Raw genomic sequence first — 24,566 nt, forward strand, 5'->3', positions numbered from 1 at the left:
TCTCTCAACTTCGGGTGAAGAAAAACCAACGCAGCCATTCAAACATGAGTTCTGCTAGGGCCCAAATATGTTTGCGCGAGGTATACGCGCGGGTGCGCCTTACGTTTGGGTTCGGTCGCGGCCTTGCGCCTCGTGCCACCGTGCGGCGAGGTGGTGCCCGCACGGTGCGAGGTCTTGCCCGTACGGTGGGCTGTATGCAGCTCACCATTCTCGGCACGGCCCAGCCCTTCCCTGTTCCCGGCAATGCGTGCTCGGGGTACCTGCTGGCCTCGGGTGAGACGCAGGTGTTGGTGGATGCCGGCACCGGCACCCTCGCCGAACTGCAGCGTCACACCACCCTCGATTCGCTCGACGCCATCTGGGTTTCGCACCGGCACGCCGATCACTCGGCCGACCTGCTGGTGGCGTACTACGCGTTGCGGGCCACAAAAGTGGGCGCGGCGCGGCGCATCCGGCTGATAGGCCCGGAGGGGCTCGACGAGCGGCTCGCCACCTACCTCGGCGGCGATGCGGCCGAGGGGCTCCATGAGGTCTTCGAGTTCACCGAGATGCACGGCTGGGGCGAGGCGCTCGTGGGCGAACTGGCGCTGGCGTGGGGGCCGGTGTCGCACGGCGTGCCGGCGTTCGCGCTGACCGTCACCGACGTGGGTGGGCTCGGTGTCGAGCGGGGCAGTGCGGGGGCCGAGGTGGTGCCGGATGACGGAAGTTTCACCTACTCCGGCGACACCGGCCCGTGCACGTCGCTCGTGGAGATGGCCGAGGAGTCGTCGACGCTGCTCGCTGAGGCCGGGTACGACGTGGCTCCGGCCCGGGGCGAGGAGTACGTTCACCTCACCCCCGAAGACGCCGGCCGGGCCGCCACGTCTGCCGGGGTGTCGACTCTGCTGCTCACGCACCTCGCGCTGGGCCTGACCCCCGCCGCCGCGCGCAGTCGCGCCGCCACCACCTTCGCCGGAGCCGTCGCGCTGGCCCTGCCGGGCCAGACCTTCACCGTCTGAGCTCTCCGCGTGTCGCCCGCCTCTGCCGCGCAGGCGGGTCATGCGGGGGTCGGGGTGGGGCCGAGGCGCATCCAGTGCGGGGTGCGGGCGCGAAGGCCGAGGGTGAGGGCGCGAGCGCCGATGTAGCCGTAGCCGAAGGCCGCCCAGAGCCAGACGAGGGCGTGCGAATCGGCCAGACCGCCAGTTGGGGTGGTGACGGCTCCAGCAGCGTGAGCGACGGGGTCCGACGCGGTCAAGCCGCCGTCGGCCGCGGCAGCGGGGTGCAACCACAGCACGAGCAGCAGCAACGGCGCGTAGAGGGCGAGGTTGACCAGGCCCGAGAGCGCGAGGTACCGCGCGTCGCCGGCGCCGATGAGTACGCCGTCGAGCACGAACACGAAGCCGGCCAGCGGGATGCCCGCCGCCATCGCCAGCGCGGTGACGGTCACCCCGTGCTGAACTTCGGGGCTCGCCGAGAACACCGGCCCGAGTACGGGGGCGAGGAGGGCGACGGCCGCTCCGAGCACCGTGCCGACACCGAGCGACCAGACGATGAGTCGCCGCAGCAGAAACCGCACCCGTTGAACGTCGCCGGAGCCCAGCCCGTGACCGACGAGGGCTTGCGCGGCGATGGCCAGGGCATCCAGAACGAAGGCAAGGGTCGCGAACAGCGTCAGCGCGATCTGGAACGCTCCCAGCTCAGCCACCCCGAACGTGGCCGCGACCGCTACCGTGGCGAGCATCGCCGCCCTCAGGCTGGCCGTGCGCACGAACAGCCAGCCTCCGGATGCCGCCGCCGACCCCACACCGGAGAGCCCCGGCCGAAGGCTCGCCCCACTTGCCCGGGCCGCGCGCACGACGATGAGCAGGTAGATGAGTGCCATCGCCCATTGCGCCACAACGGTTCCGGCGGCCGACCCGGCGATGCCCCAGCCGAACCCCAGCTCGGGCCAGCCGGGGCCCCACGACCCGCGGTAGATGAACAGGGCGTTGAGCCCCGCGTTCGCGGCGAACCCGCAGACGGCGACGACCAGCGGGGTGCGGGTGTTCTGCAGGCCACGCAGCACCCCGGTTGCGGCGATGACCACCAGCATGGCGGGCAGGCCGGCGAGCGACACGGTGAGGTAGGTGGTGGCGTCGGTCGCGACCGCGGGGTCTGATGTGAAGAGCCCGACCGCGTTCGCTGAGAAGGCGAGGCCGAGCAGTACGACGACGGCGCCGAGCAGCAGGGCGAGCCAGAGCCCGTCGATGCCGGCCCGCAGTGCACCGGGGCGATCACCCGCGCCGAGCAGGCGTGCGACGGCGGGCGTAGTGGCGTAGGCGAGAAAGACGAGCAGGCCGATGACGGTCTGGATGAGGGCGCTCGCGATTCCGAGTGCGGCCAGGGGCACCTCGCCGAGGTGGCCGACGAGGGCGGTGTCGGTGAGCAGAAACAGAGGCTCTGCCACGAGCGCGCCGAGCGCCGGCACCGCGAGGCGCAGGATGTCTCGGCTGAGGCTCGGGGTGGGCATCCCTTCACGGTAGCGGGCTGATGCGCCCGTTCTGCACCGGCCTGCGGCTCACAGCCGAACCGCTGGAGTGCTCCTTTATGCTGAAGGCATGAACGAATCGGGTATCAAAACCACAGAACTCGACCCTGCCACTCGGGCCCAAGACGACCTGTTTCGGCACGTCAACGGCAAGTGGATCGCGCGCACCGAGATTCCCGAAGACAAGGCCCGTTTCGGGTCGTTCTACGAGCTCGCCGAAGAGGCTGAGAAGGCCGTGCAGCAGATCATCGTCGAGGCGCAGGGCGCAGTCGAGGGCAGCGAGGAGCGCAAGTTCGGCGACCTCTACACGAGCTTCATGGACGAAGCCCGCATCGAAGAGCTCGGCACTTCGCCCATCGACGCCCAGCTGGCCCTCGTGAGCAACGTTTCGTCGGTCGAAGACCTCGTGCGCACGGTGGGCCGGCTCGAGCGCCAGGGCGTCAGCGGCTTCTTTCAGACCTTTGTCGACAACGACCCGGGCAACCCCGAGCGCTACCTCGTCTTCGTGAACCAGGGCGGCCTGTCGCTGCCGAACGAGAGCTACTACCGCGAAGAGAAGTTCGAGAGCGTGCGAGAGGCGTATGTGGCGCACATCCAGCGCATGTTCGAGCTCGCCGACACGGGCAGCGCGGTCGACCGGGCCACTGCGGCCGATGCGGGCAGCCCTCCCGAGCGGGCCCAACGCGTGTTCGATCTCGAGACCGCCCTTGCGAGCCACCACTGGGACAACGTGCGCACCCGCGACGCCCAAGCCACGTACAACCTGCTCAGCTGGGCCGACCTGCTGGCACTGTTCGCGGGCTCCGCGGCCGAGGGTTCGCCGGCCGGCACCCTCACTCTGTGGCGTGATGCTCTGGATGCCCCCGCCGGCGTCTTCGACGAACTCGTCGTGCGTGAACCCAGCTTTCTCGAAGGTCTCTCGTCGCTGATCACGGCCGACCGTCTCGAGCAGTGGAAAGACTGGCTGGCGTGGAAGATCATCCACGGCGCGGCCGCCCTGCTCCCCGCCGACTTCGTCGAGGCCAACTTCGACTTCTACGGGCGCACCCTCACCGGCACCCCCTCGATGCGCGACCGGTGGAAGCGCGGCGTCTCACTCGTCGAGGGCTCGATGGGCGAGGCTGTCGGCCGCATCTACGTCGAACGCCACTTCGGCGGCACGGCGAAGCAGGCGATGGATGTGCTCGTCGAGAACCTCATCGAGGCCTACCGGCAGTCGATCACCGACCTGGCCTGGATGACCCCCGAGACCCGCACGCGTGCCCTCGAGAAGCTCGGCAAGTTCACTCCGAAGATCGGTTTTCCCGACACCTGGCGCGACTACTCCGCCCTACAGCTCGACGCCTCGAGCCTGTTCGACAACGTGCGGGCGACCAACGAGTTCGAGTTTCAGCGTGAGCTCGGCAAGGTGGGCAAGCCGCTCGACCGTGGCGAGTGGTTCATGACCCCGCAGACGATTAACGCGTACTACAACCCCGGGTTCAACGAGATCGTGTTTCCCGCGGCCATTCTGCAGTATCCGTTCTTCGACGAGGCACGGGATGGCGCGGCGAACTACGGCGCAATCGGTGCGGTCATCGGCCACGAGATCGGCCATGGGTTCGACGACCAGGGTTCGCGCTTCGATGGCGACGGCAAGCTCACCGACTGGTGGACATCCGCCGACCGCGAAGCGTTCGAGAAGCTGACCGCCTCGCTCATCGAGCAGTACAACGCGCTCGCCCCCCTGCAGGTGCCCGGCCAGCACGTGAACGGCGCCCTCACCATCGGTGAGAACATTGGCGATCTGGGCGGGTTGGGCATAGCGTGGAAGGCGTACCTGATTTCACTGGGCGGCGAAGAACCGCCCGTGATCGACGGGCTCACCGGCGCCCAGCGGTTCTTCCTGTCGTGGGCGCAGGCGTGGCAGCAGAAGTCGCGTGACGAAGAAGTGATTCGCCTGCTGGCGATCGACCCGCACTCGCCGAACGAGTTTCGCTGCAACCAGATCGTGCGCAACATCGCAGAGTTCTACGAGGCGTTCGATGTCAGCGAGAGCGACGCCCTGTGGCTCGCCCCCGAAGACCGTGTGACCATTTGGTGAGAGAAGCGCTGAGGTAGGTGACGGAGTGATGCGCAGAGATCGACGGAGGGCCGGTTCGGAGTTGCCGAGCGGGCGTCGGTCGAGCGCGGCCGCGCACGACACCGACACTTTTCGGCGCGGGTTCGTCTCGCTGACGAACCTCGCTCTCTCCGGCGTGCAGATCACCGCCTCGGCGCTCGACGTCGAGAGCGAGAAGGTGCTCTTCTCGATCGACGACCACTTGTCGGTGCCCACCGCGAGCCTCGGCAAGGTTCTGCTTCTGATCGAGGTGGCCGCCAGGCTCACGCAGCGCGAGACCTCGGCGCACGGCCTGCTCGACCGCACGGTTGTCGACTCGGCGGCCGACACCGGGCTGTGGCAGCATCTGCAGGTGCCGATGCTGCCGGTGGCCGACCTGGCCGTTCTCATCGCATCCTCCAGCGACAACCTCGCCACCAACGTTCTGCTGCGGCACATCGGTCTCGACAAGGTGCGTGAGCGCGGGGAGTCGCTGGGTCTCAGCCGCACGTTCCTGCTCGACAAAGTGCGCGACCATCGGGGCCCCGACGACGCCCCGCACCTCTCCGTCGGTTCGGCGCGCGAACTCAGCACGCTTTTTCGCAACCTGGCCGAGGGCACCGTGGTCGATGTCGCCACGAGCCAACAGGTGCTTTCGTGGCTCGGCCTCGGCGCCGACCTCTCGATGGTGGCCAGCGCGTTCGGGCTCGATCCGCTGTCGCACACCCACTCCGACCACGGGTTGCTGCTGGTGAACAAGACGGGCACAGGCAAAGGCATCCGAACGGAGGCCGGCGTGCTGCGCGGCCCCCGCGCCGGCGTGGCGTACGCCGTCACGATGCGCTTCAACGACGCCGACCTGAACGGGCGCCTCGCCGTGCTCGACGGCATGCGAACGCTCGGCACTGACATTCTCGAGTACGTGCACTGAGCCGCCCGAGCCCCCCCATCCGCAACTCTCGCTGACGATCACACGGTGATCGTCAGGATGGCACCGCGTGCGCCTCAGTCGATGAGGCCGAGGGCCACCAGCCGTTCGAGCGTCTCGACCCCGGCCGGCGGGCACCGCCCCGCATCGGCCGACGTGACCCAGTGCACCGAGTCGACCTCGGCTGACGCCACTGGCTCGTCAGCGGTCGTGGCGGCGAACAGCGTCATCGCAACCAGTCGCCCGTCGGGCTCGCCATGCGCCTGCACTGTCACCGTGAACAGCTCCCGGATGCTCTGCTGCTCGAGCTCGACCGCAATCTCTTCGCGGCTCTCCCTGGCCACGGCCTCTGCGGCTGTCTCTCCCGCATCGATCTTGCCGCCCGGCAGGTACAGCACGTCGCGCCCGCGTGCGGTGACCATGAGCACCCGCCGCTCGCGCAGCAGCACGACGGCAGCCACGCGGATGGTCGGGAGCCCGGCCCCGGGCCGGGCAAGCAACCCAGCCGAAGCCATCGCGGTTACGCCGGCCTGGTCAGCTCCGGGCTGAGCCCACGCCGACCGCAGAATCGCGTAGACAGCGGTGTCGCCCCAGGCGCCCTTGAAGAATGTGTCTTCGCGAAAATGGGCCTCGAGCACCAAACCGAGCCGTTCGGCGAGGGCCGATGACGAGCTATTGCGAGGGTCGAGGGTGGCGTGCACGCGGTGCGCGTTCAGTTCGGTGAAGGCGTAGTCGAGCATCCGGCCGGCCGCCTCAGTGGCATAGCCCTGCCCCTGAAAGTCGGGGTGGAAGGCCCAGCCGATCTCGGCCTGTCGGGAGGCGGTGCTGCGGAGAAACACCGTGATCTCGCCGATGAGCCGTGCCGGCGAACCACCCGTGCCGGGAAGCTCGACCGCGACGACGAGCACATCGCCGTCGTTCTCGAGGCGGGTCATCGTGAGGCGCCGGGTGAGGTGCTCGCGCGACTCGTCGAGGGTGCGAACGTTCCAGAGCATGAACCGGGTGACCTCGGGCAGGCGCTGGTAGGCGTGGATGTCAGTGAGGTCGCTCTCGGCGAGCAGCCGCAGCACCAGGCGCTCGGTGTGCAGCGGTTCGGTGAAACTGACCACGGGCCGGCGGGTCAGGATGCGGCGGCTGTGCCGGTGCGCGGCGGGTTGTCATCGCGTGCGGCGGTGCCTGTTCTGCCGAGCCCGGCCCCAGGCCCGGCGGGCAGAGCCGACGCGGCTGGCAACACAGGCACGATCGTCGGAAGAGGCGTGACCTGCGCTGCCGCCGCCGGCTGCACGCCGAACAGCGCGTCGAGCGCCGACACGAACGACTCGCTCTCGCCGGCCCGGGCGAGTTCGCGGGCCCGAACAGAGGGCGTGTGCAGCAGCACGCCGACGAGGTGACGAAGCGCAGCCTCGGTCTCGCTGGCCGCCGCGTCGTCACCCGCGCGGGCGCGGGCCCGGGCGATCTCGGCGTCGAGCACGTCGAAGAAGTGCCCGCGCAGCGCCACCACGGCCGGCGTGACCTCTGATTCGACGCGGGCGGCGGTGAACTCCGCCGCAGCCTCGTCGACCATGGCCCGAGCGCTCGTGGTGGCCTTGAACTCGTCGATGGGGGCGTGCAAGCTGATGGTCTCGAGGTCGAGCAGCTCGACGCCGGGCAGATGCTGGGCGGCCGGGTCGATATTGCGCGGCAGGCCGAGGTCGATCACCAGGCGACGCTCGAGCGCATTCGGCCGGGCCGCTGCCGCCGTGAAGTGCGCGGCAGAGAGCACGTAGGTCGGCGACTGGCTCGCAGCCACCACCACGTCACTCTGGGCGAGCACGGCGTCGAGGCCGGGCGTGAACACCTGCGGAACAGACAGACGCTCGGCGAAGGGCGCGATGCGGCTCGACGGCGAGTACACGGTGACGTTGGTGACGCCGCGTTCGTGCAGGGCGGCGAGGCTCACGCGAGCGTACTTGCCCGTGCCGATGAGCAGAACGCGAGTGGCGGCCCAGTCGGTGACGCGGCTCTCGGCCAGTTCGAGGGCGAGGCGAACGAGCGAGCGACCCGCTCCGCCGACACCGGTTTTCGTCTTCACGTCGCGTGAGGTGTGGGATGCCCGCTGAAACAGTCGTTCGAGAGCCGACGACGTGGTGCCTTCGATTCGCGCCGTCTGCAGGGCGCGTTTCACCTGCCCGCCGATCTCCTCTTCGCCGATGACAACGGATTCGAGCCCACTCGACACCGAGAACAGGTGCTCGGCGACAGTGTCGCCCGACAGAACGGTGATGGCGTCGATCACGTCGGCTGAGTCGACGAACGAGGCGGCGCTCACGGCGTCGATGACCTCACGGGCGGCGAGTGCACAGCCGGCGGTGAGGGGTTCGTCGACGTCGAGGTAGGCCTCGAAGCGGTTGCAGGTCGCCAGAACGACAGCACCCTGGATGAAATCGCTGTTCGCGACGAGCTGCGGGGCCACCGACGGTGCGCCAACAGAGAGCTTCTCGAGGAGGTCGAAGCTCGCGTTTCGATGACTGGCAGTCAGGCAGATCAACACCAACCCATCGTAGGCGACTTTGCTGCGAGTACCGACCTTTTTCTACCAGCTGTAGTAGACAGCCTGTGCAGCAAAGTTTGAGACACTGGAGCACGTGACTTTCAACGTGAACACCAGCGATGTCGCCGAGCTTCCCGCCGGGCATCCGTTGCAGACCGGCCGAACCTCAGCGTCACCTCTCGTCACCACGTACCAGGGGGTGCGCGGCGACGTCACGCCCGTGTGGTTGATGCGCCAAGCCGGCCGCTCCCTTCCCGAGTACCGGGCGCTGCGAATTGGCACCGACATGCTCGACGCGTGCCTCGACCCCGCCATGGCCAGTGAGATCACCTTGCAGCCCTGGCGCCGGCACGGCGTCGACGCGGCCATCTTCTTCAGCGACATCGTGGTGCCCATGAAGCTCGCAGGCGTCGACGTGTCGATCGTTGCGGGCAAGGGGCCCGTGCTCGGCTCGGCGGTTCGTACGGCTCAGGATGTCGCGGCTCTCCCGGTGCTCGACGAGTCGGCCCTGGCGCCCATCTCCGACGCGGTCGCCCTCACCGTCGCCGCGCTCGGCGACACCCCGCTCATCGGGTTCGCCGGCGCCCCCTTCACCCTCGCCGCGTACATGGTCGAGGGCGGACCGTCGAAAGACCACATCGCCGCGCGAACCATGATGCACTCCGACCCCGAGACGTGGCAGGCGCTGATGCAGTGGACCTCCACCGTCACCGGGGCGTTCCTGCGCGCGCAGATCGTGGCCGGGGCGAGTGCCGCCCAGCTGTTCGACTCGTGGGCGGGCGCGCTGAGCCTGAAGGACTACGTGGAGAAGGTGGCTCCGGCCTCGAAGCTGGCGCTGGCGCGGGTGCACGGGCTGACGTATTCGATTTCAGGGGCAACAGACGCAGCCGTTCGCACGGTGCCGATCGTGCACTTCGGCGTTGGCACGGGCGAACTGCTGAAGGCCATGCACGATGTGGGCGCCGATGTCGTCGGGGTCGACTACCGGATTCCGCTCGACGAAGCCTCTCGCCGTCTCGGCGGCGGGGTTCCGCTGCAGGGAAACCTCGACCCCGCGCTTCTGGCCGCACCGTGGCCCGTGCTCGAAGCCCACATTCTCGACGTGCTCGAGCGAGGCACGGCGGCTCCGTCGCACGTGCTGAACCTGGGGCACGGGGTGCCACCGGATGCCGACCCGGCCGTCATCACCCGGCTGGTGAAGTTCGTGCACGACAATGCTGCCGCACCTGCGGCGTAGTTCAGAGAATCCGGAGCACGGAGTGGCACTGAAGAGCATCGTCGTCATCGGCGCCGGGGTCGGCGGCCTGGTCGCTGCCCGCGAGCTCGCACGAAAGGGCTTCGGGGTGACGCTGCTCGACGCGGCCGACGAAGCCGGCGGGTGTGTTGCGACGCACACGGTGGCGGGCATCCGGCTCGACAGCGGAGCAGAGAGCTACGCCACCCGTGGCGGAACCGTGGCCCGCTTTCTCGCCGAAATCGGGCTTGCCGACGCCATCGTGTCGCCCAATCCGGCGGGCGCGTGGGTTCAGCTCGACGGGTTCGCGGCGCCCCTGCCCAAGAACACGCTGCTGGGTATTCCCGGAGTGCCGCTGGCCGACGACGTGCGCCGCATCATCGGCTGGTCGGGCGCCATTCGCGCCCAACTCGACCGGTACATGCCGCTCGTTCGGGTGCGCCGCGAGACTGATCTCGGCGACATCGTGCGTCGCCGCATGGGCCAGAAGGTGCTCGACCGTCTTGTGGCGCCCATCGTCTCTGGCGTGCACTCGGCCCATCCTGACCTTGTGGATGTTCACGCCGTCGCCCCGGGGCTCACCGCCGCCATGACGACGCAGGGGTCGCTCTCGGGCGCCGTGATGTCGCTCATCGCGCGGCGCGGTGCGGCGGCGCAGGGCGCGCGACCCGACATCACGGGGGCCAGTGCGGCAAACGGGGTGGCTGGCGCGAGAGCAGGCTCGGCGGTCGGCGGAATCGACGGCGGAATGTACCGTCTCGTCGACGCCCTCGTGGCCGACTGTGCGCGCCTCGGGGTCGACGTGCGCCTCGGCAGTGTTGTCGCGGGCATCCGCCGGGTGCCGAACAACACGCCCGGCCAGGCCGAGTGGATGACCGTGCTCGGCGACGGCGCAGTTCTCGGCTCGCACGGGGTCGTTGTCGCCGCGGGTTTTCGCGCCGCCCTCGCCCTGTTGGCGTCTCTGCCACCCGCTGACGCAGCCCCCAGCGACCTCGCTGGACCTGCGGCCTCAAGCGGCCTCGGCGATCTCAGCGAACCGAGCGACCTCGCCGCGCTCACGCGCTCGAGCGAATGGCCCGGCTCGAGTGCCGTGACGCTGGCCACGCTGGTGCTCGACGCGCCCGCGCTCGACGCGGCTCCGCGCGGCAGTGGCGTGCTGGTGGCAGAAGACGTGACCTCGGTGGGCGCAAAGGCACTCACGCACGCCACCGCGAAGTGGCCGTGGCTCGCCCGCGACGCCGGGCCCGGCCGTCACGTGGTGCGGCTGTCGTACGGTCGTGGCGGGGAGGGCCAGGCACCGAGCGCGGTGACGCAGGCACAGGCGTTGGCCGACGCCAGCACCCTGCTCGACACTCCGCTCGACGAAACGATGGTGCAGGGGTTCGCCCTCACCGAGTGGCGTGACTCGCTGGCCTTCGCGACGGGAGGCCACCGTGCTCGGGTCGATGAATTGGTCGAGGCAATACACGAGCATCCGGGACTCGAGGTCGTCGGCGCGTGGATTTCGGGCACGGGCCTCGCGTACGTCATTGACGGAAGCAGAGTCAAGGCCTCTGAGCTCGCTGCACGTCTGCACAGGTCATAGGTCTACGATTTATTTCAGATAAGCAACTCACGACTGATCGGAGTAATCATGCGCGGAAAGCTGCTTTTCGTGGTCGGCATCGGTGCAGGCTACGTACTCGGCTCCAGAGCCGGCCGTAAACGCTACGAGCAGATCAAGGCGGGTGCAGACAAGGTGTGGTCGTCGCAGCCGGTGCAGGCCGGGGTCTCGTCCCTGAAGGGTTTTGCCAACCAGCGCATCGACGCTGCGTCGGGCGGGCTGGCCAAGCAGATCAGAAAACTGCTCGGTTCGCTGTTGCACCTCGACCGTTCGAGCGGCACCGGGGTCTCTGAGTACCGTCAGACGGCACCAGCGTCTGCAACGAAACCGCCGCTCACGCCGCCCGCGGCCTGAGCGGGGAGGAACGTTTCGTGACCAGTATCCCGACCCCCAACCCGAAGCAGAAACAGTCACTGGCTGAACTTGTTTCGGCCCTGCCGAGCCTCGTCACCACCCTCGTCAAAGACGAGCTCACACTGCTGAAGTCCGAGGTCGTCAAGCGGCTCTCGAAGCTGGGAATCGGTGCCGGACTCATTGCGGCAGCACTCTTTCTGCTGTTCTTCGTGTTCGCCGTGCTGGTGGCCGCCGCTATTCTCGGCATCGCCACCGCGCTGCCGGCGTGGCTGTCGGCCCTCATCGTGGCGGCCGGGCTACTGGTGATCGCGATCATCCTCGCTCTTGTCGGGGTGTCGTCGATCAAGAAGGGCATTCCGCCGGTGCCCGAAGAGTCGATCACGAGCCTGAAGAAAGACGTCAACGCGGTCAAGGGGCTGGGCGAGACGAAAGCTCCCGGCGACACGAAAGCTCCCGGCGACACGAAAGCTCCCGGCGACACGAAAGAACTGGGTGCCAAACATGAGTGACATCTCACACGCGAGCGCACCGCTCGGTGCGGCATCGAAGGCCGCAGCGGCAGGGCTGAAGAAGAACCAGCCGGCGAAACCTGACAAGCCCACCGACACACGCAGTCACGAGCAGATTCAGAAAGACGTCGTGAAGAACCGCCAAGACCTCGCTGAGACTCTTGACGCCATCGAGTACAAGCTGAACGTTCCGAAGCAGGCCACAATGGCTGCCCGGCGCGTGAAGGCGAAGATCAAGACACTCCGCGAGGAGAACCCCGCAGTTCTGGTGGCCGGCGCTGCCGGTGCCGCGGCTGTGGTGGGCACCGGCATCTGGCTGGGTGTTCGCGCTCTTACCCGGCGCTGAGTGGCCAATTGCCGGCGCCGACCCTGGGTCGCCGGCCGAGAAAGAAGACAATGACAAACCCGACATCCGATCGGGCCATGCCCAATTCGACCATCGCTTCGACCAGTGAGCCGGCCGGAGAAATGGTTACGGGGTACGCCCTATGGGCGGTTTTCGCCCGCGACCGGCATGCGCCGCTCGGCCTGGCTGATAGTGACGCTGTGGCTGACAGTGACGCTGTGGCTGACAGTGACGCTACGGCCGGCAGTGCCGCTGCGGCCGGCAGTGCCGCTGCGGCGGCTGTGGCCGAACTCGACGCGGCCGTCGCACGCATCGAACAGCGCGACGTGACCCTGCGCGGCTGGTACGACGTATCGGGCCTGCGTGCTGACGCCGACCTCATGGTGTGGATTCACGGCGACACCCCCGAGACCCTTCAGTGGGCCCTTCGCCAGCTGCGCCGCACGACGTTGCTCCGCACGCTCGCGCCGGTGTGGAACGCGCTCGGTGTGCACCGCGACGCGGAGTTCAACAAGCGCCACATGCCCTCGTTCATGCTGGGCAAACCGCCGCAGACCTGGGTGACCGTCTACCCGTTCGTGCGTTCGTACGAGTGGTACCTGCTGCCCGACGCCGAGCGGAGCGCGATGCTCCGCGACCACGGCATGAAGGGCGCCGCCTTTCGCACGACGCTGGCGAACACCGTTGCGAGCTTCGCCCTCGGCGACTACGAGTGGATCCTTGCGCTCGAAGACGAGAACCTGCTGAACCTCGTCGACATGATGCGTGACCTCCGGCAGACGGATGCCCGTCGCCACGTTCGCGAAGAGGTGCCGTTCTTCACGGGCCGCCGCATTCCCACCACCGACATCGTGGAGGTACTCCTGTGACCGATGCATCAACCCCCGCATCAACAGACGTCGCGCCCGACCTCGTACGCAGCGCGACACCCGCCGCCGCGCAAGGCCCTGAGCACGTCACGGTCGCCGTGGCGTACGACGCGATTCTGCTCGCCTCCTTCGGTGGACCCGAAGGCCAAGACGACGTGATTCCCTTTCTGAAGAACGTCACCCGCGGCCGCGGGATCCCCGAAGAGCGCCTCGAAGAGGTTGCCCACCACTACCGTGCGTTCGGCGGAATCAGCCCGATCAACGAGCAGAACCGTGAGTTGAAGGCGGCCCTCGAACACGAACTCGCCGCCCGCGGCATCGATCTGCCCGTGCTCTGGGGCAACCGCAACTGGGACCCGTACCTGCGCGACGCGCTCGTCGAGGCGAACGAGGCCGGCTACACGAAGCTCATCGCCATCGGTACGAGCGCCTACAGCTCGTACTCGAGCTGCCGCCAGTACCGCGAAGACTACGCGAAGGCGCTCGACGAGACCGGCCTGAACGGCGTCATCCAGATCGACAAGGTGCGTCAGTTCTTCGACCACCCCGGTTTTGTCGCGCCCTTCATCGACGGGCTCGCCGACGGCCTGGCCCAGGTGCAACAGGCGCGGCCCGGTATCGACCTCGCCACCGAGGTCGAGGTTCTGTTCACCACGCACTCGATTCCCTCGAGTGACGCCGACAGGTCTGGTCCGCCCGAGCGCGGTTTCGGGGCGGGCGGCGCGTACGAAGCGCAACACCGGGCGGTGGCCGAGGTCGTGATGGCCGCGGTCGGGGTGGGTCGTACATCCATGCCCCAGTGGCAGCTCGTCTTTCAGTCACGAAGTGGCCCGCCCACGCAGCCGTGGCTCGAGCCCGACATCAACGACGCGATTGGCGAACTGCCCGCACGCGGCATTCGTGCGGTCGTGATCGTTCCGCTCGGATTTGTGAGCGACCACATGGAGGTGAAGTGGGATCTCGACAACGAGGCCACCGTGACGGCTGCAGATAACGATTTGTACAGTGTTCGTGTTCCTACCCCCGGGGTGCACAAAAAGTACGTCGAGGGGCTGATTGACTTGGTGCTCGAACGCGTGAATGGAACACCGACTGCCGAACGCCCTTCGCTGACCGAGCTGGGGCCGTGGTACGACGTGTGTCGTTCGGGCTGCTGCGAGAACGTTCGCCTCGGCTTCAAGCCGGCTTTGGCTGGTCTGGCACCGTAGATCGCGTTCACCTGGCTGATTCAGACATTCAGCTCACTGAACGGGCCCCCAGAACGGGCCCACATCGCACCGACACTAACCGAATCGTTTCTCACTGATGCCTCGCACTCTCACCATCGCCACGCGCGGAAGCGCTCTGGCGCTCGCCCAGACGGGCATGATCGCCGCTGAGTTGACCCGTTTGACCGGTGTGAACGTGGTCATCACGGTCGTGACGACCGAAGGTGACACTTCGCGGGCGTCTCTGTCGAGCATCGGTGGCACCGGCGTGTTCGCGAGTGCGCTGCGGGCGGCACTCGTCGCGGGTGAGTGCGATCTCGTCGTTCACTCGCTCAAAGACCTGCCCACGGCGGCGTACCCGGGCCTCGTGCTCGGTGCGGTTCCGGGCCGCGAAGACCCGCGCGACGCCCTCATCACGCGGGATGGCCTGACGCTCGCCGAGTTGCCGGAAGGCGCCACGATAGGCACGGGGTCGCCCCGACGCGTCGCCCAGCTGCTGAGTCTGAGGCCAGATGCCACTGTTGTCGACATTAGAGGTAATGTCGACACCAGGCTGGCAAAGGTGTCGAGCGGGGAATTAGACGCTGTGGTGCTTGCTGCCGCGGGGCTGACCAGGCTGGGCAGGCTCGATGCTGTCTCCGAATTCTTCGATCTCGCACTGTGGCCGACCGCTCCCGGCCAGGGTGCACTGGCCATCGAAGCGCGCGAGGAGGACAGCATTCCCGAACTGGCACTCATCCAGCATCCCGCCACTCGTATTTCGATCGCCGCCGAACGTGCGGTGCTTGCGGCTCTCGAGGCAGGGTGTACGGCACCCATCGGCGCCTCGGCTGCCATCGACGGCGACACGCTGACCCTCACCGCCGTGGTGTACAGCACAGACGGGTCGAGCGAACTCGGCAGCACGAATTCGGTGAAGCTCCCGGCCGGTTTCTTTGTCTCCGGTGCCGCCGCAGAGTCCGGTGCCGAGGCAGACGCCCTCGCGGTGGGCCTCGGAACAGACATCGCCCTGCAGCTTCTGAGCGACGGCGCTGGCGAGCTCGCCGAGTTGGGAGCGGCCTCGTGAGCGACAGCACAACGGGCCCCACCACCACGAAGCCGCTCGCCGGTTGGCGCGTGCTCGTTCCGCGCGGCGGGCCCTGGGGCCACGGCGTCGCCTCCGACCTTCGCGCCATGGGTGCTGCGCCCACGGTCGCCCCGCTCATCAACTTCGCGCCCACCGAAGACTCTGCTGCGCTCGAGAACGCTCTCGAACGACTCGCCACGGGGGCCTTCGACTGGTTGACCGTGACGAGCGCCACCACGGTCGACGTGCTTTCTGCGCATCAGGCGACGGTTCCGGCATCCACTCGTATTGCCGCAGTCGGCGAGACCACCGCTGCTGCGCTCACGCTGGCGGGGTACAAGGTCGACCTCGTGCCGCTCGAAGACAACTCGGCCACCGGGCTACTGAGCGAGATGAAGCAGTTCGAAGAAGCCGGGGCATCGCTTCGCATTCTCACCCTGCGCAGCGCGCTCGCGAAGCCCGTGCTCAGTAACGGCCTCATCAAGCGAGGCCATTCGGTCGAATCGGTCATCGCCTATCGCACCATCGGAGTGCCGGTCGACCCCACCATCAAGGCCGACATCGCGGCAGGCCTCTATCGCGCCATTCTCGTGACCTCCGGCAGCGTTGCCGAGCAGGTCGAGCTGCAGCTCGGGCCGGTTCCGGTGTCGACCATCGTCGCGTGCATTGGGCCGGTGACGGCGCAGGATGCCCGCTCCTACGGCCTCCGCGTCGACCTGATCGCCGCCGAACGCTCGTCGGTATCGCTCATCAACGCCCTTGTCGAAACGGCTCGCGCCTCTCTGTAGCCTCGCGGGCCGTGACGCGATGGGCATGGATCGACTCTGCCCGTCCCCAATAGGTGCTTACAGCCCTTGCACACGCGTAGGGTTTAAGGCATGAACGTTCGCCCGCGCCGCCTTCGCGCTACTCCCGCCATGCGCCGACTGGTTGCCGAGACCCGGCTGAACCCGGCCGACCTCGTACTGCCGCTGTTCGTGCGCGAGGGCAGCGAGCCGCGCCCGCTGAATTCGATGCCCGGTATCCTGCAGCACACCACTGAGAGCGTGCGCGCGGCCGTGAACGAGGCCGCCGACCTGGGGCTCGGTGGCGTGATGCTGTTCGGTGTTCCCGACGCCAAAGACGCGGTGGGTTCGGGGGCCACCGACTACGACGGCATTCTGAACCAGGCCACGCGTGTGGTGGTCGCCGAGGTGGGCGATGCGCTCGTGGTGCAGACCGATCTGTGCCTCGACGAGTTCACCGACCACGGCCATTGCGGTGTTCTCGACGCTGACGGGCGGGTCGACAATGACGCCACCCTGCTGCGCTACCGCGACATGGCCATTGCCCAGGCCGAATCGGGTTCAGAGCTGCTGGGGCTCTCGGGAATGATGGATGGCCAGGTGGCCGCTGTGCGCGATGCTCTCGATTCCCAGGGGTTCGAGAACACGGCGATTCTCGCGTACTCGGCCAAGTACGCCTCAGCGTTCTACGGCCCGTTCCGCGAGGCGGTCGGGTCGACTCTGCGGGGCGACCGCAAGACCTACCAGCAAGACCCGGCCAACCGCCGCGAGGGCCTGCACGAGACCATGCTCGACCTCGAGCAGGGCGCCGACATCGTCATGGTGAAGCCGGCCATGAGTTACCTCGACGTTCTGGCCGACGTGGCCGCCATGTCGCCGGTTCCGGTGTGGGCCTACCAGGTGTCGGGCGAGTACGCGATGATCGAAGCCGCGGCAGCGAACGGCTGGATCGATCGTGAACGAGCCATCTTCGAGTCGGTGACGAGCATCCGTCGCGCCGGAGCAGACGTCGTGCTCACGTACTACGCGCCCGAGATCGCCCGAACCCTGCGCGAGCAGCCGTAGTTTTCGAGCAGCCCTAGTTTTCGGGCAGCCCCAGTTTTGAGAGAGGCCACCACCGTGTCTGAGTCTGACGTTCTGTTCGCCCGCGCGAGCCTGTCGATCCCGGGGGGCGTGAACTCGCCGGTGCGGGCGTTCCGCTCGGTGGGCGGCACTCCGCGGTTCATGGTGAAGGCGTCGGGGGCGCACGTGACCGACGCCGACGGGGTCGAATACGTCGACCTCGTGAACTCATGGGGGCCGGCCATTCTGGGGCACGCGCACCCCGAGGTGATTCAGGCGGTTCAGGATGCCGCGGCCAGGGGCCTCTCGTTCGGGGCCAGCACCCCTGGCGAGACCGAACTGGCCGAGGCCATTCGTTTGCGCGTCACGGCGGGCGGGCTCTCACCGGTTGAGAAGGTTCGGCTGGTCTCCACCGGAACCGAGGCCACCATGACGGCCATCCGTCTCGCCCGCGGGTTCACCGGGCGTGACCTGCTGGTGAAGTTCGCCGGGCACTACCACGGGCACTCCGACTCGCTGCTGGCCGAGGCCGGTTCGGGTCTGGCGACGCTGGCGCTGCCCGGTTCGGCAGGGGTGACGGCGGCGACCGCCGCGCAGACACTCGTGCTGCCGTACAACGACCTCGACGCCGTGCGCGAGGTGTTCGCCGCCTACCCCGGTCAGATCGCCGCGTTCATCACCGAGGCCGCTGCCGCGAACATGGGGGTCGTGGCGCCCGACCCCGGGTTCAATGCTGCGCTGGCCGGTATCGCGCACGAGAACGGTGCGTTGCTGATCGTCGACGAGGTGCTGACGGGGTTCCGTGTGAGCGCCGCCGGGTGGTGGGGGCTCGAGGTGGGCGGGGGCAGTGTCACAGGCAGCGCGGATGCCCGTGACCTCGGTGCCGACCTGGCCTACCAGCCCGACCTCTTCACCTTCGGCAAGGTCGTCGGCGGCGGAATGCCCCTGGCGGCCCTCGGCGGGCGGGCAGACATCATGGACTACCTGGCCCCTCTCGGCCCGGTCTACCAGGCGGGAACACTGAGCGGCAACCCGGTGGCTGTGGCCGCGGGCCTTGCGACACTGAGGCTCGCCGATGCTTCGGTGTACGCCACGCTCGACAGTGCGGCATCCATCGTCTCGGCCGCCGTTTCAGAGGCGCTGAGTGCCGAAGGCGTTGCGCACACGGTGCAGCGCGCCGGCAACCTGTTCAGCTTCGCGTTCGGCGAGTGGCCGAGCGGGCGCGCCTTCGCTGGCCCCCGAACGTACGCCGAGGTTCAGCAGCAGCAGTCGTTCCGGTACGCGCCGTTCTTCCACCACATGCTCGACGCCGGTGTCTCACTGCCACCGTCGGTGTTCGAGGCCTGGTTCGTGTCGGCGGCGTACGACGACGCGGCTCTCGAGCGCATCGTGTCGGCCCTTCCGGGCGCGGCTCGCGCCGCTGCCGCGGTTTCACCGGCAGACTAGGGGCATGTCAGTTCTGTTCGTGCATCCCGATCGCCTCGAGATCAGGTTGACGCGAGCCGAGAAGATCATGGCGCTGAGGCGCAGCGACATCGAGGTGCCGCTCGAGAACATCCGGGCCGCCGTGCTCACCGACGACCCGTGGGTGTGGGTGCGCGGCATCCGGGCTCCCGGAACGGCCGTGCCGCTGACGCTCGCCATCGGGTCGTGGAAGTACCACGACGGCAAAGACTTTCTGCTCATCAAAGGCACGCGTACGTCGGTGGTGATCGACCTCGAGAACTCGGAGTTCTCGCGCATCATCGTGACGACGAAGCACTCGCTCACGCTGCTGCGCGCCCTCCGCCTGCCGCCGCTCGAGGCCGCCGACCCCACCGCGATCGCCGCAGACTAGCTCTACCCGGTACCCGCCGCCCCTTTTTGCCGGCGGGGTGCGCGGGTCAGGCGCGCACGTCGACGACGGTGCGACCGCGAACCGAGCCGGCGAGGATACGAGAGCCCGCGCCGGCCGGGCCGAGCACGTCGGTGAGGCCGATGGTGTTGGTCATCGAGTCGAGCAGGGCCGGGTCGAGCTCGGCGGCGAGGGCGGCCCAGGCTTCTTCGCGAAGGGCAATGGGTGCTTCGACAGAGTTCGCGCCCGTGAGCGTCACCCCGCGCAGAATGAACGGCATCACGGTGAGCGGCAGGTCGGCGCCCTGGGCGAGCCCGCAGCTCACGACGGCGCCGCCGTAGTTCGTCTGGGCGACGATGTTCGCAAGCGTCGTGCTGCCCACCGAGTCGATGGCGCCGGCCCAGCGCTGCTTCTGCAGCGGCTTGCCCGGGTCGGCCAGTTCTGAGCGGTTGAGCAGGGTGGTGGCTCCGAGGCTCCGCAGGTAGTCGCCTTCGGTGTCTGCCCGCCCGGTCGAGGCGGTGACGCTGTAGCCGCGCCCGGCGAGCAGCGCGATGGCGACCGAGCCCACGCCGCCGGCGGCTCCGGTGACGAGAATCTCGCCCGACGACGGCTGGATGCCCAGCTTCTCGAGTGCGAGCACTCCGATCATCGCGGTGAAGCCGGCGGTGCCGATGGCGGCCGCCCGCTTGGCGGTGAGCCCTGCGGGCAGCTTCACGAGGGCATCCGGGCGCACCCGCGCGCGTTCAGAGAAGCCTCCGAAGAACTTCTCGCCGATGCCATCGCCGTTCAGGATGACGTGGTCTCCGGGTGCGAACCGGGCACTGGCCTGGCTGGTCGCGCCACCCGAGCCGCTTGCATCACCAGCATCATCTGCATCGCCCGCGCCGCCCTCGTCGACCGAAACGACGGTGCCCACGAGGTCGATGCCGGGGATGAGCGGAAAGCTGCGCACGACCCCGCGCGACCCGGCGAGGGCCAGCCCGTCTTTGTAGTTGACGCTCGAATACTCGACGGCGATGGTCACGGCACCGGGTTGCAGAAAGTCGTCGTCGACGGTTCGCAGTTCGGCGGTGCCCGGCTCTGCAGGCGTGTCTTCGGTGACCACAATGCTTCTGAACATGCCAAAAGCCTACGCCGCGAAAGGGCTCAGGTGACGTCGCGCCGCCAGCTTGTGAAGAAGCCCAGAAAGCTCGCAACGACGGCGTAGGCGAGCAAGACGAGCGCACCCTGCCACCAGTCGAGGCCCACAACGGTCGGGGCTGTGAGCGAGTAGAAGCTGGAGCCGACAAGGGCGTCACTGGCCGACCCGGGGAGATACTGCCCGATCTGGGCGGTGACGTCGGTGAGGCCCGAGGCGAAGCGCAGGATTGGTTCGACGAACTGGGTGAACGCCAGCACGATGACGATGGCCGCCACCTGGCTGGGAATGAGTACGCCGAGGCCGACTCCGACCGAGCACCAGAGGGCCATGGCGAGAACGGCTCGGCCGGCCAGCGCCCAGATGGCGGGGTCGGTGAGCCGGGCATCCTGTGAGAACAGGGCCATGACACCCGAACCGGCGCCGATGGAGGAGGCCATTGCGAGAACGCCGAACAGCCCGCCGAACACGGTGAGGGCAACGAGCTTGGCGACGAGGATGCGGCCGCGGCGGGGCATCGCCAGAAAAGTGGGGGTCAGGGTTTTGTGCCGAAACTCTGACGTGGTGACAAGGGCGCCGAGCAGCACGGGAAACACGTAGCCGATCGACGAACCGAAGCTGTAGATGAGCGGTGCGCGCTGGGCATCGGTGATCTGCGGGCCGCGGCTGCCGCCCACTGAAGCCAGAATGGCGGTGAGGCCGCCGGCGACGAGGGCTACATAGACGATCATGATGAGGGCGAGCATCCACCAGAGCCGTGTGGTGGTGATCTTGGTGAACTCGGCGTGGATGGCGTGGCCGAGCTGGCGCACGGGTTGCTCGCTCACAGGGCTCCCTCTTCGCCGACGAGCGCGAGAAACGAGTCTTCGAGGCCGGTGCGTTTCTGCGAGAGCGAGCTGAGGGTGACTCCGGCGTCGAAGGCGGTGCGTCCGACAGCCTCGGCATCAGCGTTCTCTACGATGACGCCTCCTCGCAGGCTGCTGAAGTGGTAGCCGGCGGCGGTGAGGGCCAGCTGTAGGGCGACGCGGTCGGGGGCATCCACAATCACCTGCCGGGTTTCGGTCATGTCGAGGCTGGCGAGTGAGCCGCGGTGGATGAGGGTGCCGTGCGCGATGATGACGACCTCGTCGACGCTCTGCTGCACCTCTGAGAGAAGGTGTGAGCTCACGAGAATGGTGCGGCCTTCGGCGGCGAGCTGGCGAAGAAACAGGCGGATCCACCGGATGCCCTCCGGGTCTAACCCGTTGATGGGCTCGTCGAGCACCAGCACACTCGGGTCGCCCAGCAGTGCGCTCGCGAGGCCGAGTCGTTGCCTCATGCCGAGGGAGTAGCCCCCGACGCGGCGCGAGCCGTACTGTTCGAGCCCGACCTGCTCGAGAACGACGCCCACGCGCTGGCGGGGTAGGCCAGCGGCCTGGGCGTAGACGCGCAGGTGGTCGGCGGCTGTGCGGCCCGGGTGAAAACTTGCGGCCTCGAGCGCGGAACCCACCGTGCTCAGCGGGTGCGCGAGCGAGCGGTACGAGACGCCGCCGAAGGTGGCGGTGCCCGAGGTGGGCGCCACGAGCCCGAGCAGCATGCGCAGGGTTGTGGTCTTGCCGGCGCCGTTGGGGCCCAGAAAACCGGTGATCTGCCCTGGTTCGACGGTGAACGACAGGTCTGACACGGCGTCGACGGAGCCGGAACCCGAGCCGAAGCGCTTCGTCAAGTGGGTGAATTCGATGGTGACGCCGGCGGGCATCAGGTTCCTCTCGGTGCACGACAGGGTGAAACTGCGAACACATCGCGTGCGGGTGGGTGCCTCCACCTTAGGGGGTGGGGGCTCCTCGGCGCACGGTCGTGAGGGCGCGGCTGCCTGGCCTCAGCCGAGGGTGTCCGCCCGGTGTTTTCGCGGCGTGTTTGCCATACGGTTGAAGCATGGCAGGCAGTGTGCTCGAAAAGATCGGCATCGCACCCCGTAGCCCGCTCTCTCCGGGTCGGCGGCGGGTGTCTCTGCCGCGGCTTCTCGACAACCTGTACTTCTTTCTGGGGGCTGTGGCGGCGGCCTGGCTCGCCTACCTCGTCTTCACTGAATCGTTCAGCCGAGGGCTGCAGTATGTGTGGTTTCTACTGGTGTTCTGGGTGTTGCTGGCGTATCTGCTGCTGCCGCGCATCCACAGCATGCTGACTCTCATCTATGTGCCCGACTACTTCATCGGCCGCGCCCGCACGCACGAGGGGCTGCTGGGTGACCCGGTGAACCTGGCGCTGTTCGGCGCTGAGGCGCAGCTGCACACGGCGATGCTCGCGGCAGGCTGGCACCGGGCCGACGAGGTGGGTTTTCGCAGTTCTCTGCGCATCGTGACGTCGACGCTCTTTCGCCGCAGCTACTCTGATGCGCCGGTCAGCCCGCTCTACTTGTTCGGCACCATTCAAGACTTCACGTACCAGCAGGAGGTGGCGGGCAACCCTGCAAAACGTCACCACGTGCGCTTCTGGAAGACGCCAGAGGGCTGGCTGCTTCCCGGCGGGCATTCGGCCGAATGGATGGCCGCGGGAACGTACGACCGCAACGTGGGTCTCTCGCTCTTCACTCTGCAGGTGACCCATCGCATCGAACGCGAGACCGACAAAGAGCGCGACCACATCGTGAACTCCATCGAGCAGGCCAACCCCGCCGCGTCGGTGAGCGTGATTCGCAACTTCTCGACCGGGTACCACGCAGTCAACGGCGGTGGAGATGCCATCACCACAGACGGCGATCTGCCCGTGATCACGCTGACCGCACTCGACGTGTCGCCCGAGGGCGCTGCCGGGGCCGCCGAGGTTGACGATGCTGTGCTGCCGGCTGATGCCTCGCTGCTCGGCCAGGCCGTGGTGCAGAATGCTCGAAACACCGCGGCATCGAACCGGGTGAAGCGGCCCATCTCCATCTACCTCAGCTACCTGCTGATGATCGCCCGCGGTGTGATCGGTCTGGGGTCGGTCATTTCGCTGATCACGACGTGGGCCGACTCAGTGGCGACGATTCGCATCGATCTCCCGTCGGGTAGTGACATCACGAGCGACCAGCTCGCGAACATCGTGCTGTGGATCGTCGTCGGCGCAGCCGCCTCCGCCTTCCTCGGCTACCTGCTTCTGGCGCAGCTGATGTTCTGGGGGTTCAACTGGGCGCGGTTCGTTGCCATGACGCTGAGCCTGGTGGCTGTCGCTCTTGTTGCTGCCGACTTCATCACCACGGGCATCGGCGTCACGCTCGCCACGGGTCTGGTGAACCTCAGCTTCGACATTCTCGTGCTGTTCGCGCTCTCGAGCTCAGATGCGCGCGTCTTCGTGCGGGAGCGCCGCGATCGCCGGCGTGCTCGGCGTGCGCTCGCTCGTCGGGTGCAGGCTGCATGACGGCACAGCCTCGGCCGCGCAGGCTGGGCAGATGACCAGCTGTTCGCGGCAGGCGAGGTCGTGGCAATTCTGCATTTCGCTGGTGGATGCACCACAGCGGTAACACGCACCAATCGTTTTCGCGTCAGACGTGAATTCGAGCGACAGTCGGTTGTCGAACACATACAGCGAGCCCTGCCAGAGCCCGCTGTCGCCGAACGTCTCGCCGTAGCGGGCGATGCCACCGTCGAGTTGAAAGACGTTCTCGAACCCTCGCGACACCATCAGTGACGAGAGCACCTCGCACCTGATGCCGCCGGTGCAGTAGGTGACGACGGGCTTCGACTTCAGGTGGTCGTACTTGCCACTGTCGAGTTCGGCAACGAAATCGCGGGTGGTGGCGACATCGGGAACGACTGCCCCGTCGAAGCGACCGATTTCGGCCTCGAAACCGTTGCGCCCGTCGAAGAACACGACATCGTCGCCTTCGAGCTTCTGCGCCTCGACCAGGGTGTGCAGTTCATGGGGTGAGAGTTTGGTGCCGCCGCCCACGACACCCTGATCGTCCACGACCAGCTCGCCGGGAGCGCCGAAACTGACGATCTCGTCGCGCACCTTTACGCTCAGGCGGGGGAAATCGGGGGAGAAGCCGTGCGGTGCTTGAGTGGTCGCGGTAGCAGGGTCGAGGGGGGTGCCTTCGCTCCACTTCACGTCAAGGTTCTTGAACGCTGGGTAGTCGCGGGTCTTGCGAAGGTACTTCTTCACTGCATCGAGTTCGCCGCCGAGAGTGCCGTTGATGCCGTGCTGCGACAGCAGGATGCGCCCGCGAAGCCCCAAACTCTCGCACAGGTCGCGCTGCCATAACCGCAGGGCATCGGGGTCGGCTAGTGGCGCAAAAACGTAATACAGAATGATCTTCGAAACGGCCACCCCACGATTTTAGTCGCGGTAAAGCGGCTGTCTTACCCATGGTGGTAGCGGTGCCGTGGGCAAGGGTCCGCGTCGTCTGGATCTGATTTGACTGCAGGGTCGTGGGGTTTGTTCCCAGTCGATGCTTTTCGGTGGGATCAGCACGGGGACGCCGTTCTGCATGGCGAGTTTCCACTCAGAAGAATGCACATGTGTGTGGTGGAAGTGGCAGAGCAGTGCCCCGTTATCGA

The 24,566-nt window shown here is 67.5% G+C and carries 23 protein-coding genes; 16 read left to right on the forward strand and 7 right to left on the reverse strand.

Going from position 1 to position 24,566, the window contains the following annotated elements:
* Window positions 1–194: 194 nt before the first annotated feature.
* Entirely contained in the window at window positions 195–998 is an 804-nt protein-coding gene (locus D4765_RS14165) for an MBL fold metallo-hydrolase (protein ID WP_136642952.1), read from the forward strand.
* Between the two features lie 38 nt (window positions 999–1,036).
* On the opposite strand, the gene D4765_RS14170 is transcribed toward D4765_RS14165, so the two are convergent.
* The gene (locus D4765_RS14170; protein ID WP_136642953.1) at window positions 1,037–2,488 is read right to left on the reverse strand and encodes an MATE family efflux transporter; all 1,452 of its coding nucleotides are present in this window, start codon (window positions 2,486–2,488) and stop codon (window positions 1,037–1,039) included.
* Between the two features lie 88 nt (window positions 2,489–2,576).
* Between D4765_RS14170 and D4765_RS14175 the strand changes: the two genes are divergently transcribed.
* Together D4765_RS14175 and D4765_RS14180 are read left to right on the forward strand one after the other, a co-directional pair.
* The gene (locus tag D4765_RS14175) at window positions 2,577–4,589 is read left to right on the forward strand and encodes a M13 family metallopeptidase (RefSeq protein ID WP_136642954.1); all 2,013 of its coding nucleotides are present in this window, start codon (window positions 2,577–2,579) and stop codon (window positions 4,587–4,589) included.
* A 28-nt stretch (window positions 4,590–4,617) separates the two neighbouring features.
* Window positions 4,618–5,517, forward strand: coding sequence for a serine hydrolase (locus D4765_RS14180; protein ID WP_136642955.1), 900 nt, complete (start codon window positions 4,618–4,620; stop codon window positions 5,515–5,517).
* Window positions 5,518–5,591: 74 nt separating this feature from the next.
* On the opposite strand, the gene D4765_RS14185 is transcribed toward D4765_RS14180, so the two are convergent.
* Window positions 5,592–6,623 carry a GNAT family N-acetyltransferase gene (locus D4765_RS14185; protein WP_136642956.1) on the reverse strand — a complete coding sequence of 344 codons (1,032 nt, stop codon included), beginning with the start codon at window positions 6,621–6,623 and terminating at the stop codon, window positions 5,592–5,594.
* An 11-nt stretch (window positions 6,624–6,634) separates the two neighbouring features.
* Window positions 6,635–8,044: a glutamyl-tRNA reductase gene (locus tag D4765_RS14190; RefSeq protein WP_136642957.1), complete on the reverse strand. Its 1,410-nt coding sequence runs from the start codon at window positions 8,042–8,044 to the stop codon at window positions 6,635–6,637.
* A gap of 94 nt (window positions 8,045–8,138) precedes the next feature.
* Between D4765_RS14190 and hemE the strand changes: the two genes are divergently transcribed.
* The 12 genes from hemE to D4765_RS14250 all read left to right on the forward strand — a co-directional run bounded on the left by hemE (window position 8,139) and on the right by D4765_RS14250 (window position 18,917).
* Window positions 8,139–9,281 carry a uroporphyrinogen decarboxylase gene (gene hemE, locus D4765_RS14195; protein ID WP_237280448.1) on the forward strand — a complete coding sequence of 381 codons (1,143 nt, stop codon included), beginning with the start codon at window positions 8,139–8,141 and terminating at the stop codon, window positions 9,279–9,281.
* 22 nt (window positions 9,282–9,303) lie between these two features.
* On the forward strand, window positions 9,304–10,863 hold the full coding sequence (locus D4765_RS14200) for a protoporphyrinogen/coproporphyrinogen oxidase (protein WP_237280449.1): 1,560 nt from the start codon (window positions 9,304–9,306) through the stop codon (window positions 10,861–10,863).
* 48 nt (window positions 10,864–10,911) lie between these two features.
* Window positions 10,912–11,235, forward strand: coding sequence for a hypothetical protein (locus D4765_RS19755; protein ID WP_237280450.1), 324 nt, complete (start codon window positions 10,912–10,914; stop codon window positions 11,233–11,235).
* A gap of 17 nt (window positions 11,236–11,252) precedes the next feature.
* Window positions 11,253–11,744 carry a phage holin family protein gene (locus D4765_RS14210; RefSeq protein WP_237280451.1) on the forward strand — a complete coding sequence of 164 codons (492 nt, stop codon included), beginning with the start codon at window positions 11,253–11,255 and terminating at the stop codon, window positions 11,742–11,744.
* A complete protein-coding gene (locus tag D4765_RS14215) occupies window positions 11,737–12,090 on the forward strand; it encodes a DUF3618 domain-containing protein (RefSeq protein WP_136642959.1) in 354 nt (117 codons plus the stop codon). Before D4765_RS14210 ends, D4765_RS14215 begins: the two co-directional genes overlap by 8 nt.
* 50 nt (window positions 12,091–12,140) lie before the next feature.
* A complete protein-coding gene (hemQ, locus tag D4765_RS14220; RefSeq protein ID WP_237280452.1) occupies window positions 12,141–12,959 on the forward strand; it encodes a hydrogen peroxide-dependent heme synthase in 819 nt (272 codons plus the stop codon).
* Window positions 12,956–14,167, forward strand: a complete 1,212-nt coding sequence (locus tag D4765_RS14225) for a ferrochelatase (protein ID WP_136642960.1) — start codon at window positions 12,956–12,958, stop codon at window positions 14,165–14,167. The genes hemQ and D4765_RS14225 overlap by 4 nt, the downstream gene beginning before the upstream one ends.
* A 97-nt stretch (window positions 14,168–14,264) precedes the next feature.
* Window positions 14,265–15,233 (forward strand): hydroxymethylbilane synthase, encoded by a 969-nt coding sequence (gene hemC / locus D4765_RS14230; protein WP_136642961.1) that lies wholly within the window; start codon window positions 14,265–14,267, stop codon window positions 15,231–15,233.
* Window positions 15,230–16,021, forward strand: coding sequence for a uroporphyrinogen-III synthase (locus tag D4765_RS14235; RefSeq protein WP_136642962.1), 792 nt, complete (start codon window positions 15,230–15,232; stop codon window positions 16,019–16,021). Before hemC ends, D4765_RS14235 begins: the two co-directional genes overlap by 4 nt.
* A gap of 90 nt (window positions 16,022–16,111) precedes the next feature.
* The gene (gene hemB / locus D4765_RS14240; RefSeq protein WP_136642963.1) at window positions 16,112–17,083 is read left to right on the forward strand and encodes a porphobilinogen synthase; all 972 of its coding nucleotides are present in this window, start codon (window positions 16,112–16,114) and stop codon (window positions 17,081–17,083) included.
* Between the two features lie 54 nt (window positions 17,084–17,137).
* Complete coding sequence (hemL, locus tag D4765_RS14245; RefSeq protein ID WP_136642964.1) at window positions 17,138–18,526, forward strand: glutamate-1-semialdehyde 2,1-aminomutase; 1,389 nt, start codon at window positions 17,138–17,140, stop codon at window positions 18,524–18,526.
* 4 nt (window positions 18,527–18,530) lie between these two features.
* On the forward strand, window positions 18,531–18,917 hold the full coding sequence (locus D4765_RS14250) for a hypothetical protein (RefSeq protein ID WP_136642965.1): 387 nt from the start codon (window positions 18,531–18,533) through the stop codon (window positions 18,915–18,917).
* Between the two features lie 46 nt (window positions 18,918–18,963).
* Here D4765_RS14250 and D4765_RS14255 read toward each other — a convergent pair whose 3' ends face one another.
* The 3 genes from D4765_RS14255 to D4765_RS14265 are packed head-to-tail and all read right to left on the reverse strand — an operon-like array spanning window position 18,964 to window position 21,790.
* A complete protein-coding gene (locus D4765_RS14255; RefSeq protein ID WP_136642966.1) occupies window positions 18,964–20,034 on the reverse strand; it encodes an MDR family oxidoreductase in 1,071 nt (356 codons plus the stop codon).
* 26 nt (window positions 20,035–20,060) lie between these two features.
* Window positions 20,061–20,879: an ABC transporter permease gene (locus D4765_RS14260; protein ID WP_237280453.1), complete on the reverse strand. Its 819-nt coding sequence runs from the start codon at window positions 20,877–20,879 to the stop codon at window positions 20,061–20,063.
* The gene (locus D4765_RS14265) at window positions 20,876–21,790 is read right to left on the reverse strand and encodes an ABC transporter ATP-binding protein (RefSeq protein WP_136642967.1); all 915 of its coding nucleotides are present in this window, start codon (window positions 21,788–21,790) and stop codon (window positions 20,876–20,878) included. Before D4765_RS14265 ends, D4765_RS14260 begins: the two co-directional genes overlap by 4 nt.
* 176 nt (window positions 21,791–21,966) lie before the next feature.
* Here D4765_RS14265 and D4765_RS14270 point away from each other — a divergent pair, with 176 nt between their 5' ends.
* Entirely contained in the window at window positions 21,967–23,427 is a 1,461-nt protein-coding gene (locus D4765_RS14270) for an LssY C-terminal domain-containing protein (RefSeq protein WP_136642968.1), read from the forward strand.
* Here D4765_RS14270 and trhO read toward each other — a convergent pair.
* Entirely contained in the window at window positions 23,344–24,336 is a 993-nt protein-coding gene (trhO, locus tag D4765_RS14275; protein WP_136642969.1) for an oxygen-dependent tRNA uridine(34) hydroxylase TrhO, read from the reverse strand. The genes D4765_RS14270 and trhO overlap by 84 nt on opposite strands.
* Window positions 24,337–24,566 lie beyond the last annotated feature (230 nt).

The sequence above is a fragment of the Subtercola vilae genome (genome assembly GCF_004923255.1).
Classification (GTDB): Bacteria; Actinomycetota; Actinomycetes; order Actinomycetales; family Microbacteriaceae; genus Subtercola; species Subtercola vilae.